Origin of the sequence: Bradyrhizobium sp. A5 (assembly GCF_042076515.1) — a bacterium.
In the GTDB taxonomy this organism is placed as follows: Bacteria; Pseudomonadota; Alphaproteobacteria; order Rhizobiales; family Xanthobacteraceae; genus Bradyrhizobium; species Bradyrhizobium cosmicum.
Window position 1 is genome coordinate 6365127 of record NZ_CP148990.1, and the last position, 14874, is coordinate 6380000.

14 protein-coding genes (1 of these 14 cut by a window edge) are annotated in these 14874 nt (G+C 63.1%); 9 read left to right on the forward strand and 5 right to left on the reverse strand.

The window, feature by feature from the left end; genetic code table 11:
- Positions 1-36: 36 nt before the first annotated feature.
- Positions 37-1581, forward strand: coding sequence for an acyl-CoA synthetase (locus WHZ77_RS30115; protein ID WP_375311263.1), 1545 nt, complete (start codon positions 37-39; stop codon positions 1579-1581).
- 176 nt (positions 1582-1757) lie between these two features.
- Here the strand turns inward: WHZ77_RS30115 and WHZ77_RS30120 are convergent, their stop codons facing one another.
- On the reverse strand, positions 1758-2300 hold the full coding sequence (locus WHZ77_RS30120; RefSeq protein ID WP_375311264.1) for a methylated-DNA--[protein]-cysteine S-methyltransferase: 543 nt from the start codon (positions 2298-2300) through the stop codon (positions 1758-1760).
- A gap of 137 nt (positions 2301-2437) precedes the next feature.
- Between WHZ77_RS30120 and WHZ77_RS30125 the strand changes: the two genes are divergently transcribed.
- The 5 genes from WHZ77_RS30125 (at position 2438) to WHZ77_RS30145 (ending at position 7348) form a co-directional block, all read left to right on the forward strand.
- Positions 2438-3256, forward strand: a complete 819-nt coding sequence (locus WHZ77_RS30125; RefSeq protein WP_375311265.1) for an alpha/beta fold hydrolase — start codon at positions 2438-2440, stop codon at positions 3254-3256.
- Positions 3257-3258: 2 nt separating this feature from the next.
- Entirely contained in the window at positions 3259-4071 is an 813-nt protein-coding gene (locus WHZ77_RS30130; protein WP_375311266.1) for an alpha/beta fold hydrolase, read from the forward strand.
- 167 nt (positions 4072-4238) lie between these two features.
- Positions 4239-4916 (forward strand): GntR family transcriptional regulator, encoded by a 678-nt coding sequence (locus WHZ77_RS30135; protein WP_375311267.1) that lies wholly within the window; start codon positions 4239-4241, stop codon positions 4914-4916.
- Between the two features lie 150 nt (positions 4917-5066).
- A complete protein-coding gene (locus tag WHZ77_RS30140) occupies positions 5067-5867 on the forward strand; it encodes a phytanoyl-CoA dioxygenase family protein (protein ID WP_375311268.1) in 801 nt (266 codons plus the stop codon).
- 167 nt (positions 5868-6034) lie between these two features.
- On the forward strand, positions 6035-7348 hold the full coding sequence (locus tag WHZ77_RS30145) for an NAD(P)H-dependent oxidoreductase (RefSeq protein WP_375311269.1): 1314 nt from the start codon (positions 6035-6037) through the stop codon (positions 7346-7348).
- Positions 7349-7542: 194 nt separating this feature from the next.
- On the opposite strand, the gene WHZ77_RS30150 is transcribed toward WHZ77_RS30145, so the two are convergent.
- Positions 7543-8309 (reverse strand): IS5 family transposase gene (locus WHZ77_RS30150; protein ID WP_339026611.1). Its coding sequence is split into 2 segments (ribosomal slippage): positions 7543-7985 and positions 7985-8309, totalling 768 coding nucleotides; the frame shifts between segments, so codons are not numbered across the junction.
- Positions 8310-8472: 163 nt separating this feature from the next.
- Between WHZ77_RS30150 and WHZ77_RS30155 the strand changes: the two genes are divergently transcribed.
- Positions 8473-8934 carry a hypothetical protein gene (locus WHZ77_RS30155; RefSeq protein ID WP_375311270.1) on the forward strand — a complete coding sequence of 154 codons (462 nt, stop codon included), beginning with the start codon at positions 8473-8475 and terminating at the stop codon, positions 8932-8934.
- 66 nt (positions 8935-9000) lie between these two features.
- On the opposite strand, the gene WHZ77_RS30160 is transcribed toward WHZ77_RS30155, so the two are convergent.
- From WHZ77_RS30160 to WHZ77_RS30170, 3 genes are all read right to left on the reverse strand, one after another.
- Positions 9001-9949, reverse strand: a protein-coding gene (locus WHZ77_RS30160) for an IS630 family transposase (RefSeq protein ID WP_375309229.1) whose coding sequence is annotated in 2 segments (ribosomal slippage) — positions 9001-9612 and positions 9614-9949 — 948 coding nt in all. Because the reading frame shifts where the segments join, the coding sequence is not laid out codon by codon here.
- Positions 9950-10039: 90 nt separating this feature from the next.
- Positions 10040-11704 carry a sulfatase-like hydrolase/transferase gene (locus tag WHZ77_RS30165; protein ID WP_375311271.1) on the reverse strand — a complete coding sequence of 555 codons (1665 nt, stop codon included), beginning with the start codon at positions 11702-11704 and terminating at the stop codon, positions 10040-10042.
- A 187-nt stretch (positions 11705-11891) separates the two neighbouring features.
- Positions 11892-12977, reverse strand: a complete 1086-nt coding sequence (locus WHZ77_RS30170) for an SDR family oxidoreductase (RefSeq protein WP_375311272.1) — start codon at positions 12975-12977, stop codon at positions 11892-11894.
- A gap of 290 nt (positions 12978-13267) precedes the next feature.
- Here WHZ77_RS30170 and WHZ77_RS30175 point away from each other — a divergent pair, with 290 nt between their 5' ends.
- Together WHZ77_RS30175 and WHZ77_RS30180 are read left to right on the forward strand one after the other, a co-directional pair.
- Positions 13268-14359 (forward strand): TRAP transporter substrate-binding protein, encoded by a 1092-nt coding sequence (locus WHZ77_RS30175; RefSeq protein WP_375311273.1) that lies wholly within the window; start codon positions 13268-13270, stop codon positions 14357-14359.
- 318 nt (positions 14360-14677) lie between these two features.
- Positions 14678-14874: the start of a TRAP transporter substrate-binding protein gene (locus tag WHZ77_RS30180; RefSeq protein ID WP_375311274.1), read on the forward strand. The gene runs 895 nt beyond the window's last position; the window shows 197 of its 1092 coding nt (coding positions 1-197); it begins with the start codon at positions 14678-14680; its stop codon lies beyond the right edge, outside the window.

Here is a 14874-nt window from a genome sequence, read left to right on the forward strand (position 1 = left end):
GCCACTTACCGCTCGCCTCTTTTTTGAGGAAACGCCATGACCCATCCGTCCGTCTACGCGAAGACGACGCCAAACAAGATCGCCTACCAGATGGCCGGGACCGGCAAGGCGATCACCTATCGCGAGCTCGACGAGCTCTCGAACCAAGGCGCACACCTTTTCCGCTCGCTGGGCCTGAAGGCCGGCGACCACATCGCGCTATTGATGGAGAACCGGCTCGCCTTCATGGAGATCTGCTGGGCGGCACAACGCAGCGGGCTCTATTACACCGCGATCAGCCGCTATTTGAAGCAGGACGAGATCGACTACATCATCGCCGATTGCGGCGCCAAGGTCGTGATCACCACGCCGAAATGCGCCGACCAGATCAAGGGACTGATCGAGGGTGCGCAGGGCGGGCCTATCTTCTACATGATGGACGAGCCACTGCCCGGCTTCAGATCCTACGACAAGGAAGCAGCTGCGCAGCCGACGACGCCGATCGCGGACGAGGTCGCGGGCTACGACATGTTGTATTCGTCCGGCACCACCGGCCGACCCAAGGGCGTCAAGAAGGCATTCGAAGGCAAGACGATCGACGCGCCGAACCCGCTCCTGCGCGTGCTGTGCGCCGACATGTGCGGCATGAACGCGGACAGCATCTATCTGTCGCCGGCGCCGCTCTATCACGCAGCTCCGCTGCGGTTCAACATGATGGCGACCGTGCTGGGCGGCACCTCCATCATCATGGAGCATTTCGACGCCGAAGAGTTCTTGAAGCTGGTCGAGAAATACAAGGTCACGCAGTCCCAGCTGGTGCCGACCATGTTCGTGCGCATGCTGAAGCTGCCGGACGATGTACGCACCAAGTACGACGTTTCCACGCTCAAGGGCGCGATTCACGCCGCCGCGCCCTGCCCCGTCGACGTCAAGGCCAAGATGATCGAATGGTGGGGGCCGATCCTGATCGAATATTACGCCGGCTCCGAAGGCAACGGCGTCACCGTCTGCAACTCGCAACAATGGCTGGAGCACCGCGGCAGCGTCGGCCGCGCCGTGGTCGGCAAGATCAAGATACTGGACGAGAACGACGAGGAGCAGCCGCTAGGCGAGATCGGCACGGTCTATTTCGCCGACGCGCCGGCGTTCACCTATCACAACGATCCCGAGAAGACGAAGAAGGCCTACAACGCCAAGGGTTGGTCGACGCTCGGTGATGTCGGTTATCTCGACAAGGACGGCTTCCTGTTCCTCACCGACCGCAAGTCCTACATGATCATTTCCGGCGGGGTGAACATCTACCCGCAGGAGACCGAGGACGTGCTGATCACCCATCCTGAGATCGCCGACGTCGCCGTATTCGGCGTGCCGAACGAGGAGATGGGCGAAGAGGTGAAGGCAGTGGTGCAGCCGCACGACATGACGCGCGCCGGCAAGGCGCTCGAGGCCGACCTGATCGCCTACTGCAGGACGCGGCTTTCGACAATCAAATGCCCGCGCTCGATCGATTTCGAAGCCGAGCTGCCACGCACGCCCACAGGCAAGCTGGTGAAGCGTCATTTGCGCGATAAATATTGGCCGAAGGCGGCGGCGAAGATTTAGGGCGCCCTTGTTAACCCTCCCCTGGAGGGGGAGGGTCGATGCGCATGCAGCGAAGCGGAATGCGCAGCGGGGTGGGGTGACGGTCTCTCCACATCGTACAGTGCCCGAGTTGAGAGATCACCCCACCCCGGCGCTACGCGCCGACCCTCCCCCTCCAGGGGAGGGTAGAGAAGAGATCAATCGAACAAACTCGGCGTGTGGTTCACCAGCGCGCCTTCGATCTCGAGCATCTTCAGCTTGGTCACCACGCCGCCATTGGCCGAGAAGCCACCGGGCTTATTGCCGGCCGCCAGCACGCGATGGCAGGGCACGACGATGGGGCACGGGTTGTGCCCGAGCGCCTGGCCGACGTCGCGCGACAGCTGGACGCCGCCGAGGCGCTTGGCGATATCGCCATAGGTGATGGTCTTGCCGGGCGGGATGGCGCGGGCGATCTCGTAGACGCCGCGGTTGAAGTCGGGCACGCCGTCGAGATCGAGCGGGATGTCGGTGAGGTCGTCCGGCTCGCCCGCGAGCAGCTTGACGATGCGATCGATCGCCCGTTGCACTTCCGGAGTTGGCTCGGCCTCGCTGGCTTCGGTGTGACGCTGGCTGATGCGGGTGCGGATCTTGTCCTCACCGCCCATCGGCAGCTGCGTGCCGTTGATGCCGCGCGGACCCCACGCGATGGCGCAGAGGCCGATCCTGGTGTCGAACAGGGCAAAATGCTGGTTGGTCATGGCCTGGTTCCTGGATGCGTCCTTGTCGCATGCCCCCATAGTGGTCTGCGCCTAAATCTAGGCTTGGAAATAGTTGCGATCCACCCGGTTTCCGGGGATCTTGCACAGGAGTTCCACCCCCTTCCCGCGAGCCCCGAATGCAAAGCCTCCACGTCAACGGATACGACATGCCCTATCTCGACGTGGGCGAAGACCTGGGACGGCCGCCGCTGGTCTGCGTGCACGGCTCGCTCAATGACTTCCGCGTCTGGGGTTGCGTGCTCGGGCCGCTGACGCAGCGGCACCGGATGATCGTCGTCAGCTTGCGGCACTTCTTCCCAGAGCGATGGGACGGCCTCGGTGACACCTATTCGATCGCCCAGCACGTCCAGGACGTCATCGCCTTCATCGAAAAGCTCGACCTCGGTCCGGTCGACCTGATGGGCCATTCCCGCGGCGGGCACATCTGCTTCCGCGCGGCGCAGGCGCGCCCCGACCTGTTGCGGCGGCTGATCCTGGCCGAGCCCGGCGGCGAGCTCGATGCGAGCCTCGATCCGGATTACGTCGGCGGCCCTTCGCCGCTGCTGGCGCGGTTCACGGCCTCGGCCGAGAAGATCGCGGCCGGGGACGTCGATGGCGGCCTCGCGGTGTTCGTCGACACGCTGGAAGGCGCCGGCACCTGGCCGCGGCTGCCGGCGATGGTGAAGCAGAACCTGCGCGACAACGCCACCACGCTGATCGGCCAGGTCCGCGACAATCGCCCGCCCTTCTCGAAGGCGGATGCGGAGGCGATCAGGATGCCGACGCTGTTCATCCTGGGCGCGCGGACCAAAGGGCTGCTGCCGAAGGTGCTGCATGCGCTGGCGGCGCATGTGCCCTATTCGAAGACGGCGATCATTCCGAACGCGACGCATCCGATGTTCGAGCAGGCGCCGCAGAAATACTCCGAAGTCGTTCTCGATTTTCTGGCGAGCTGATCATGCAGACCTTCCGCGTCAACGGTTACGACATGGCCTATCTCGAAGTCGGAGAGGGCCATCCGCTGGTCTGCGTGCACGGCACGCTGGGGGATTTTCGCACCTGGTATTCGGTGCTCGGCCCGCTGTCGAAGAGCCATCGCGTGATCTCGGTCAGCCTCCGGCATTTCTTTCCCGAGCATTGGGACGCCATCGGCGACGACTACAAGATGGCGCAGCACGTCGCTGACACGATTGCCTTCATCGAGCAGGTCAAGCCCGGGCCGGTCGATCTGATGGGCCATTCGCGCGGCGGCCACATCGCCTTTCGCGTGGCGCAGGCGCGGCCGGATCTGCTGCGCAAGCTGGTGCTGGCCGAGCCGGGCGGCGATCTCGATTCCAGCCTGCCGGTGCCGGTGGGGACGCCCGCGCATCCGCCGCTCGCCGCGCGCACGGCGCGCTCGGTCGAGATGATCCGCGCCGGCGACCTCGATGGCGCGCTGCAGAACTTCTACGAGGGCATCGAAGGCGACGGCTCGTGGCGGCGGGTGCCGGCCGCAGCCAAGCAGCAATTGCGCGACAATGCGTTGACCTTCCTCGGCCAGATCAACGAGCAACGCAGGCCTTACACGCTCGGCGATGCGCAGGCGATCAGGACACCGACGCTGTTGATCGGCGGCGGTGCGACCACCGGCAGCCTGTCGGTGATGTGGCGCGTGCTGGCCGGCCACATCGCCGGCGCCAGGACGGCGGTGATCGAGAATGCCGGCCACTGGATGTTCGAGCAGGCGCCGCTGGAGTTCGGCGAGGTGGTGGACGCGTTTCTGGCGGAATAGCCTCGCGGCGCAATTCGCGCGAAAACAACCCCATGCACAGTAGACGGGTCTAGCGATATCAATGGCTTAGCGCGAGGCCTCGCAGGCCGTCTTGACCGCCTCCCCCTCCCGCGATACCTTCGAATATGGAATTCCGTATTCCATTTTGGCCTTTTGGAGTTGTTGGCTTGATCCCTCTCGACCCGCTCCCGAACCTGATCGACCAGGTCTATGCCCGGATCCTCGAGGCGATCTCCGACCGCACGCTGCAACCCGGCCAGCGCATCCGGCAGAACGAGCTCGCCGACAAGCTCGGCGTGTCACGCCAGCCGGTGTCGCACGCGCTGCATCTGCTGCACCGGCAGGGACTCGTCGCCGAGAGCGGCCGGCGCGGCTTTGAAGTCACCCAGCTCGACCCCTCGCGCATTCGCCAGCTCTACGAGGTGCGCGGCGCGATTGATGCGTTGGCGGCGCGGCTCGCAGCGACGCGTGCGGCCAGCGACGCGGCGGGACGCGCGCGGCTGGACGCGGCGCTCGCCGCCGGGCGCGGCATCGACCGCAACACCTCGCTCAGCGAGCTCATCACGCTCGACGTCGATTTTCACCGCGCGATCTACCAGCTCGCCGGCAATCCCGTGATCGAGGAGACGATATCGCCGCAATGGCCGCATATGCGCCGCTCGATGGCGACCGTGCTGTCAGAGCTCGATTATCGCGGCAGCGCCTGGGCCGAGCATGCCACGATTGCCGGACACATTCTCAGCGGGGAAGCGAAGGCGGCCGAACGCGCGGCGCTGGCGCATGCGCAGACGGCGGGACGGATGACTGAGGAGAGATTGAGGGCGACGGACGAGGCGGCGGCGTAGCAACACACTCGCTGTCATTCCGGGGCGACGCGTAGCGTCGAGCCCGGAATCCATTGGGCGACGGAGACTGCGGAGAAATGGATTCCGGGCTCGCGCTTCGCGCGCCCCGGAATGACGAGAAAAACAGAACAAAACCAAGGAGGACGACCCATGAAACTGTCTCAGGAGCAATTGGAATTCTTCCACCGCGAAGGCTGGCTGTTTTTGCCCGAGCTGTTCAGCCAGGAGGAAGTCGATTTGCTCGCCCGCGAAGCGGTCGGCATTTACGATGCCAACCGGCCCGAGGTCTGGCGCGAGAAGAGCGGCGCGCCGCGCACGGCGTTTGCCGCGCATCTCTACAACGAAGCATTCGGCCTTCTGGGCGCGCATCCGCGCATGATCGAGCCGGTCGAGCAGCTGTTCGGCGAGCCGGTCTACATGCACCAGTTCAAGATCAACGCGAAATCGGCCTTCACCGGCGACGTCTGGCAGTGGCACCAGGATTACGGCACCTGGAAGCGCGACGACGGCATGCCGGAGCCGCGCGCGATGAACATCGCGATCTTCCTCGACGAGGTGATGCCGATCAACGGCCCGCTGATGCTGGTGCCGCAGAGCCAGAACGCCGGCGATCTCAAGGCCTCGCATGACCTCGCCACCACGTCCTATCCGCTGTGGACGCTGGACGAGGAGACCGTGACGCGGCTGGTCAAGCAGGGCGGCATCGTCGCGCCGACCGGCAAGCCCGGCGGCATGCTGATGTTCCACGGTAATCTCGTGCATGGCTCGGCCGGCAACATCACGCCCTACCCGCGCAAGATCGTGTACCTGACGCTGAATGCGGTCTCGAACTACATCCGCAAGCCGACGCGGCCGGAGTACATCGCCCATCGCGACTTCGCGCCGATCAAGACGGTGGATGATGATGCGCTGGTGCGGCTTGCGCGTGCGCCGCGGCAGGCGGCGGAGTAGTACTCCTCGCACAAAATCCTCAGCCGTCATGCCCGGGCTTGACCCGGGCATCCACGTCTTGACACGGTTGCCAGCCGTAAGGCGTGGATGCCCGGGTCAAGCCCGGCCATGACGATCTGGATAAAGACGGGCCTCTCACGAATTTCTGCAGCACCGGAAACATTCCCATGAACCTCTTCCGCCTCCTCCAGGCCCGCGCTGCCGCCGGCAACCCTGTCCGTGTTGCCCTGATCGGCGCCGGCAAATTCGGCTCGATGTTTCTGGCGCAGGTGCCGCATACGCCCGGGCTCGAGGTGCCTGTTATCGTCGACCTCGACCGCGACCGTGCGCGCGAGGCCTGCCGCACCGTGGGGTGGAGCGCCGAGCGGATCGCGGCGACCACCTTCACCGATGACGGCGCACGCGCCATTGCCGGCGGGGCGATAGATGTCGTGGTGGAAGCGACCGGCAATCCCGCCGTCGGCATCAGGCACGCACGCGCGGCAATCGCTGCGGGCAAGCATGTCGTGATGGTCAATGTCGAGGCCGACGTGCTGGCCGGCCCGCTGCTCGCCGAGGAAGCGCGGAAAGCCGGCGTGGTCTATTCGCTCGCCTATGGCGACCAGCCGGCGCTGACCGCCGAGATGGTCGACTGGGCCCGCGCCACCGGTTTTCGCGTGGTGGCCGCCGGCAAGGGCACGAAATATCTGCCAGCCTATCACGACGTGACGCCGGATGGCGTCTGGCAGCATTACGGCCTGACCGCGGGCGAAGCACAGTCGGCCGGCATGAATCCGCAGATGTTCAACTCCTTCCTCGACGGCACCAAATCGGCGATCGAGATGGCCGCGATCGCGAACGCTTGTGGGCTCGACGTCCCATCGGAAGGATTGTTGTTTCCGCCCTGCGGCGTCGACGATCTGCCGCACATCATGCGACCGCGCTCACGCGGCGGCGTGCTGGAGCGATCGGGCGTGGTGGAGGTGGTGTCGTCGCTCGAACGCGATGGAAGGCCGGTGTTTCGCGATCTGCGCTGGGGCGTCTATGTCGTGCTGGAGGCGCCGAACGACTACGCCGCCGACTGCTTCAGGCAGTACGGCCTGAAGACCGACGGCAGCGGGCGCTTTGCCGCGATGTACAAGCCGTATCATCTGATCGGGCTCGAGCTGAACGTGTCGATCCTGTCGGCTGCACTGCGCGGCGAGCCAACCGGGCAGCCCTACGGCTTCCGCGGCGACGTCGCCTCCGTAGCCAAGCGCAATCTGCGTGCCGGCGAGATGCTGGACGGCGAAGGCGGTTACACCGTGTGGGGCAAGCTGGTGCCGGCCGCCGCGAGCCTCAAGACAAGCGCCCTGCCGATCGGCCTCGCGCATCGCCTCAAGCTGAAGCACGACGTCGCCCATGGCGAGATCGTACGCTGGAGCGACGTGGAATTCGACGCGAACAACGACACGATCAGGACGCGGAAGGCGATGGAGGCGGCGTTCGCGAAGGAGGGATAGTGCTTGGGTTGAGTTGGTGTAGCCGCGGTCTCGCTGCACCTCTCCCGCTTGCGGTGGGAAGGGCGCTTAGCGCCGGGTGAGGGCTCTCTCCTCCGGGGGATTGTGCGGTTGCGGAGATACCCTCTCCCCAGCCCCCCGCAAGCGGGGGAGGAAGCGCTTCGGAGCGCGGGCGTGCGAATGAGCGCAATCGCGGACTAGGTCGTGGACTCATAAGCTCGGAGCCAAAGTCTCGTTGATGCCAGCAGAACAGCGGCGAGGAAGTTTCTAGCGAGTTTGTCGAAGCGCGTAGCGACGCGGCGGAAGTGTTTGAGTTTGCAGAAGAAGCGCTCGATCATATTGCGCTGGCGATAGAGGCCCGGATCGACGGAGCGCTGAACTTTACGGTCCCGCTGGGTCGGGATGTGCGCCTCGCTGCCGCGCTGGCGAACCAGTTCGACAATGGCCTGAGCGTCGTAGCCGCGATCGGCAATGAGCGCGCGGGCCGGCGGCAGTCCCTCAAGCAGGGCTGCCACGGCGGCCTTGTCAGATGCCTGTCCGGCGGAGAGCACGATCCGCAATGGAAGGCCATTCTCATCCACGACGGCGTTGATCTTGGTGCTCAGTCCTCCACGAGAACGGCCAATGGCGTGATCCGGGCCCCCTTTTTACCGCCGGCTGCATGCTGGTGAGCGCGAATGATCGAAGAGTCTATGAGGTGCAGGGATCCGGGTGATTGCGCCGCAAGTGTCTCGAAAATCCGCAGCCAGACGCCAGCCTTCGACCAGCGGTTATAGCGATTATAGGCGGTCGTATAAGGCCCGTAGCGACTGGGCAGATCGCGCCAGGGCGAGCCCGTCCTCAAAACATAAAAGATCGCATTGATGATGCGTCGGTCGTCCACCCGTGCCACGCCCCGCGGTTTGTTGGGCAGCAGCGGTGCGATCAAACGCCACTCGGTCTCCGAAACATCGTACCGGGCCATGATCAAGGTCCTCCTGGGACCTTGAATCACGACAAACCCAAACGCTCAATGGTTATGGGTACAGAACCTAATCCGATGACCAGTCATGGCAACACTTTATCGACCGATGCTGGTCTAGCGTCCGGTCAATCAGATCATTCCCACGACTTCGGGCAGAGCATTCATGGAACCGCCCAAACCCTCGTTTGCCAGCAGGCATGGCAATACGGCACAGATCGCCTCTGCGGTGGTGGCCGCTGCGGCCCTCGTCTTTGTGGCCTATCAGGTCTGGAGCATCCGCACCAATGCGAGGATCGCGACCGCCCGGCAGGTCTACATGTCCTACAGTGAATCCCTGCTGCGATATCCCAACCTGGTCGAGCCGAATCTGCAGAAGTTGCGGGCCGATCCGGATGAATGGGTGCGCTACAAGAACTTCGTCGCTCACATGCTGTTCGCCTATGACGAGATTCTCGGCGTCTACGATGAACCGGAGTGGCGCCGCAGCTTCGAGGAAGACGTCAGGTTTCATTTGCCGTACATCTGTGCCGATCTACCGGCGGCTCTCGACGACACTTACATTGCCAAAATGCGGGCATTGCTGAAGGCCGAGCGGACGAAATGCGCCGCCGCTCCGAAGTCTTAGCGACAGAGCGCCATTCACATTGCTCGTGAAGCCGTGTCGCGTGATAGCGCGCCGAGCTAGAGCGTTTCATTTTTTGATAGAAGCGTATCCGGCATTAACGAAGTAGTTGCTGCATTCGCTGGGCAGAACGCTTCTGACGAGGTTGCCGATGTGGTCGCAGGCGTCGTCGATCGTGCGCTTCTGTGCGATGCGCATCCAGTGCTTGATCTTGGCGAAGACTTGCTCGATCGGGTTGAGGTCGGGTGAGTACGGCGGCAGGTACCACAGTCTTGCGCCGGCTTTCCGGATCATCTGCCGGACGGTCGGGGACTTGTGGCTACCGAGATTATCCATGACGACGATGTCGCCCGGTTTGAGCACTTTGACGAGTTGCTGTTCGACATAGGCGCGGAAGCTTTCGCCGTTGATCGGTCCGTCGAACACGCAAGGCGCAGTGAGCTGGTCAGAGCGTAGGGCACCGAGGAAGGTCAGGGTTCGCCAGTGACCGTGCGGCGCAAAGCCGCGCAACCGCTCGCCCTTGGATCCCCAGCCGCGCAACGGGGCCATGTTGGTCTTGATCCAGGTCTCGTCGATGAACACCAGGCGGCTTGGATCGAGGCGATCCTGCAAGCTGCGCCAGCGCTGCCGCCGCCGCGCGACGTCGGCGCGACCCTGCTCAAGGGCGAACAGTGTTTTTTTTGAAGCTGAGACCTTCGCGTCGCAGGAAGGTCCATACCGCATGGTGTGAGACTTTCACGCCTCGCGCGGCAAGCTCGTCCTTCAGCCCGTGCAGCGTTAGATGTGGCGTCTGCCTGATCCGCTCCACGATGAACGCTCGATGCGGCCCCAGAACCGGCTTACGGTGACCGCCCATCTTGCCCGGCGCCACCGAACCCGTCGCGCGATAGCGCTGCCTCCACTTCACGACGGACGACACTGCAACATCGAACCGGGCCGCCACAGCATGGCAACTCTCGCCGGATTCCACCGCCTTCACGGCTCGTTCACGAAGATCATTCGAAAGAGGTCGGACCATCTGATGCTGGCCTCCGATCCAGCCAGCATCTTGAATCACAAACCGCCGCCCGACGGAATCCCTCCCGATTCAATCAATCGATGAACCGCTCTAGCGAGCTTGCTTCGCGCTTGGCATCAGGTCTATCAAGCCCAGATCCACCAGCGTGCGATGGAAACGACGCTTCCGTTCGGAAGCTGACGCGAAGTAGGCTTCTCCACAATCATCGAGCAAGCTCGCGCGCGTGGCAAATATCGGGTCGAGCGCAACGCCCGCCCGTTGCAAGGCAACAGTGCCAAGGAAGGCGATATCGAGGTCGGCGCCCGGTCCCGCGGTGAAATCAGGGATGTTGAGGGCCTCTATCGCATAGAATGTACGAAACCGAGACCTGCCATCTTCGGGCCGTTTCAGGTGTTGATCGATCTGTTTCGTCAGCACCGGCTGATGGTCTCCGTAGTGCACAATGAGAACAGGCCGCCCCGGGGCGCTGCTCGCCAGCTTGTCTTTGAGCCTTTTCCAGGTGGTCGCGGTCTCTGCCAGTCGCGTGTAGTACTCGGCGTATCCAGCATCGCGGCAGCTGGCCGCGGCAAAGGTGCGCTCGCTCTCGAATTGACCTTGCGGCACGAGCTGCCGGCTGTGCGGACCATGATTGAAGTTGGTCAGCACATACAGAAATCTCGGTGTCGGATCGCTGGTGATCGTCCTGGTATGCGCATCGATGACTGCATCCAGAAACACTGCGTCGGAATTTGTCGCCTCGAAACGCCGGACATCGAACGGTGGCGGAAGTTCGTCGGCGAAGATGCGCTCCTCGATACCGATTGAACTGTAAAATTTGTCGTAGCTGAGAAACCCGCGGCGACAGCTGGATATGAGTGTCGTCTTGTAGCCGAGCGATGCCAACGAACGGGGCAGGCTGCTATGAAAACGGCCGGCCCCCTTCTGGAAGAGATAATAGGCGCTTGAACCGAAGCTGGCACTCGAAAGGCCGGTCAGCAGGCTGAATTCGGATTGCCACGAACCTCCCCCAAAGATGTCGACGTTCAGGCGTCCGGATTCCCCATCTGACGGGGACAGGAAGGCCTCGACGCCCGGCTCGACAGGCAGTCCGAAGATACGAGGATCGAAGACAGATTCGTGCTGAATGACGATAATGTCGGGAGAACAGGCGGAACGCGAAGGGGTGGCCTCTCTCAATGGCAGCGGTTCGTTTGCGATATCGCTCAGCGCCAACGCGCCGAACTGTCGCCAGGAAGCGGGGGCACCCAGCGACGCCATGAAGGTGGAGTAGAAGCACCGCCCTTGCGTCAGGGTAAGACGCAAAGAAGCGGCCTCCTTTGACGTGGAAGCCTTGGCAAAGCCAACGAGCGCCAGACAGAACAAAGGAATTCGGAAGATGATGGAGACGGGAGATCCAGCCGCTTGGAACAGAACCGCGATCGAAGCGGCGGCGAATATCACGCCTCCCGCCAGAACACCCAGCATCATGCGTGGGTATTGCAGCACAAAGAATGGGACCGTGCCCGCAAACGCCAGAGGCAAATCGGAAACGGTCAATTTCAGCGCGCTGTGATTGAACTTAACGATTGATATGCCGGCGATTGCGACTGCCAGCAGACCAGACAGCAGGATCGCTCTCTCTGCGTCGGCAAGACATAACAGCAGCAGAGCGGCGTTGAAGAGAAGAGCTGCGACCGCAAACGGCAGATGTTCAACGCTTCGTTCGGTCATCGCGACGGCGGCGACGACCCCCACAAGGATCAAAATCGAAATCATGGGATGAACATGCCCTGAGCATTGGAATTTTTCAATTTGGGGCGCGCGGGCTCTTTGAGCATCATATGCCGCCATCGGCGCCAACCGATTTTGCACCGCAGCAGGAGACGCTCCCACTTACATCATCCTGGCGATGATGTGCGCGTCATTGCGGGTTGGTGCGGGCGGGCGACCTAAATTTCTGGCTTCAAGGCAGCAGCCGCTCGTCTTTCGCCTGCCTGAACCACTTCTGGAACATGTCCTCGGTGTCCATCATCTCGGTGAAGCCGGCGCGGTTGATTTTCACGGTCGAGACGATGGAGGGCGGGCCGGACTCGGTTTGTCCGTAGCGCAGGCTGTAGTCGGCATACTGGAATGACAGGCCGACGAATTCGGCGAGGCCGGGCGATACCAGGTCGTGCTTGCGCCGGAGCGCGTCCCAAGGTTCGATCCAGTTCGGGGACTCCTTGGCGAGCGACAGCGGGGCCGGCTTGCCGGGCTTCATCTCCAGCGCGTCGGCCACTGCGGGCCAGATGTTTTCCCAAGTGAAGACATCGCCATTGGTGACGTTGAAGGCTTCGTTCTGCGCGGCCTTGGCCTCGCCGGACCAGGCGATCGCACGCGCGAGGAGATCGACATCGACCGCTTGCGACACCCGCGCGGCGCCGCCGGGATAATCCAGCGGCCTGCCCTGCTCGCGCAGTATCGCGGCGTAGACGCCGAGCGGCGGGATCAGGTCCATCGCGCCGCCCATGGCGAGGCCGACGATCAGGACAGGACGCAGGATGCTCCAGTGCCAGTCCTTTCCGGCCTGAAGCTCGCGCAGGAAGTTTTCCTGTGCCCAGTAGAAATTGGGCTGCTCGTACATTTCGGAACGGCCTTCGCGTGCGGGCACCGTCAGCGGACGAACGTGAACGCCGTACGCCTTGGTACCTTGCAGCAGGGCGACATGCCTGAGATCCGGCGCCACAGGCTCGAGCGCGCCCATCAGATTGCGCAGCATTACATCGTTGGTCCTGATCTGCTGCGGATCGCGCCAGCCGTCGACGAGCTGCGGCGCCTCGTAGAGCGCGGCGTAGATCAGGTGGGTGGCGCCCTTGAGCTCGGCCGCAGCACGGCGGCAATCGGCTTCGCTGGTGAGGTCTACCGGTACGTGGCGGGCGCCATAGAGATCGCGCGGCTTGCGCCGTGACAGCGCCACAACCTCTGACGGCTCCGATGTGCCGAAGTGCCGCAGCGCGGCGTTGCCGACGAGACCGGTCGCCCCGGCGACCACGACCTTCTTGCCCGTCATGCGCGAGCCTCCCTTTTGTTATTGCCCAATCGATTAGCAGATCGTCGTGGGCCCGACTTGCGTCTGGCCCGCGTTCGCAGATGCGAGGGAGGCATGAGGCTTGATTATCGCAAGGCGTCCGGTCATCCTTGCTGACGGAACCGCAATGACCGGAACTCCAAAAAAAGAGCCCATCAGGGCCGTTCGGAAACGCTAGCAAGCCTCAAACAAAACAACGTCGAACCTCGACGAAGACAAGACGACAGCAAGATCGTTCCTGGGTCGAAGCATCGACACTACGGAGGGTACGCATGAAACGTCGTGATTTTCTGAAGGTAACGGGCGCCGGCCTGGCCGCGAGCACAGCCGTGGCTGCGCCCGCGATTGCGCAGTCGTCGCCCGAGGTCAGGTGGCGCTATGCCACGAGCTGGCCGAAGTCGCTCGACACCCTTTACGGCGGCTGTGAATATTTCACCAAGAAGGTCGCCGAGATCACCGACAACAAATTCCAGATCCAGCCCTTCGCCGCCGGCGAGATCGTCCCGGGCTTGCAGGTCCTGGATGCAGTCTCGAACGGCACCGTCGAGATGGGCAACACCGCGCTCTATTACTACTGGGGCAAGAATCCCGCTTTCACTTTCGCCACCGCGCTCCCGTTCGGATTGAACACGCGCCAGCAGATCTCGTGGCTGCTGTGGGGCGGCGGGCAGGAGCTCGTCAACGATCTCCTGAAGGAGCACAATTGCTACGGCATCCCGACCGGCTCCACCGGCGCCCAGATGGGCGGCTGGTTCCGGAAGGAGATCAAGACGCTCGACGACATCAAGGGCCTGAAATTCCGCATTGGCGGATTTGCCGGCACGATCATGGCCAAGCTCGGCGCGGTGCCGCAGCAGATTGCCGGCGGCGACATCTATCCGGCGCTCGAAAAAGGCACGATCGACGCCGCCGAATGGGTCGGTCCCTACGACGACGAGAAGCTCGGCTTCGTCAAGGTCGCGAAGTACTACTACTATCCCGGCTGGTGGGAAGGCACGAGCCAGGGCCACAACATCATCAACCTCGACAAGTGGAATACGCTGCCGAAGCATTATCAAGCGGCGGTCGATGCGGCCTCGCGCGATACCTTTACGTGGATCACCGGCAAGTACGACGCGTTGAACGCGCCGGCACTGAAGCGGCTCCTGGTCGCGGGCGCGACGTTGAAAGCCTTCCCGCAGGAGGTTCTCGAAGCCTGCTACGCGGCCGCCAACGAGACCTATGCCGAACTGTCCAAGACCAACCCGCATTTCGGCAAGATGTATGCAAGCCTGTCCGCCTATCGCGCGGAGGCACTGCCCTGGTTCCAGGTTGCGGAGCTCAGCTTCGACAGCTTCATGATGCGGATGCGGACCAAGACGTGAGCCGTTGAGCGGGTTACACGACTAAGGACGGAGGCACCCCGGAGATCCTGCTATCTCCGGGGTTTTTCGCATGTGCTCGTCATGGCTCCTGTGTGGCAACTGCGCGCGGCTCTCGCAACTGCGAGCGCCGCGACAGCGCTTGATTATCGCAGAACGACCAGTCATCCTGACGCTGGAACCGCAACGCACGGAATCCACAAGAGCCCGAAGGGCCATCGGAAACGCCACATCATCACAACCACGTCGGTTAGCGGCGAGGCCAAGACGACACGAAGATCGTTCCCTTAGTCGAGGAATCGACGCAACGGAGGGATACGCATGAAACGTCGTGAATTCCTGAAAGTGACAGGCGCCGGGCTCGCGGCGAGCGCCGCAGTTGCGGCACCAGCCATTGCACAGTCTTCGCCGGAGGTGAGATGGCGGCTCGCCGCCAGCTGGCCGAAGGCGCTCGATACGCTCTATGGCGGCTGTGAGTATTTCTGCAAACGCGTCGCCGAGGCGACCGACAACAAATT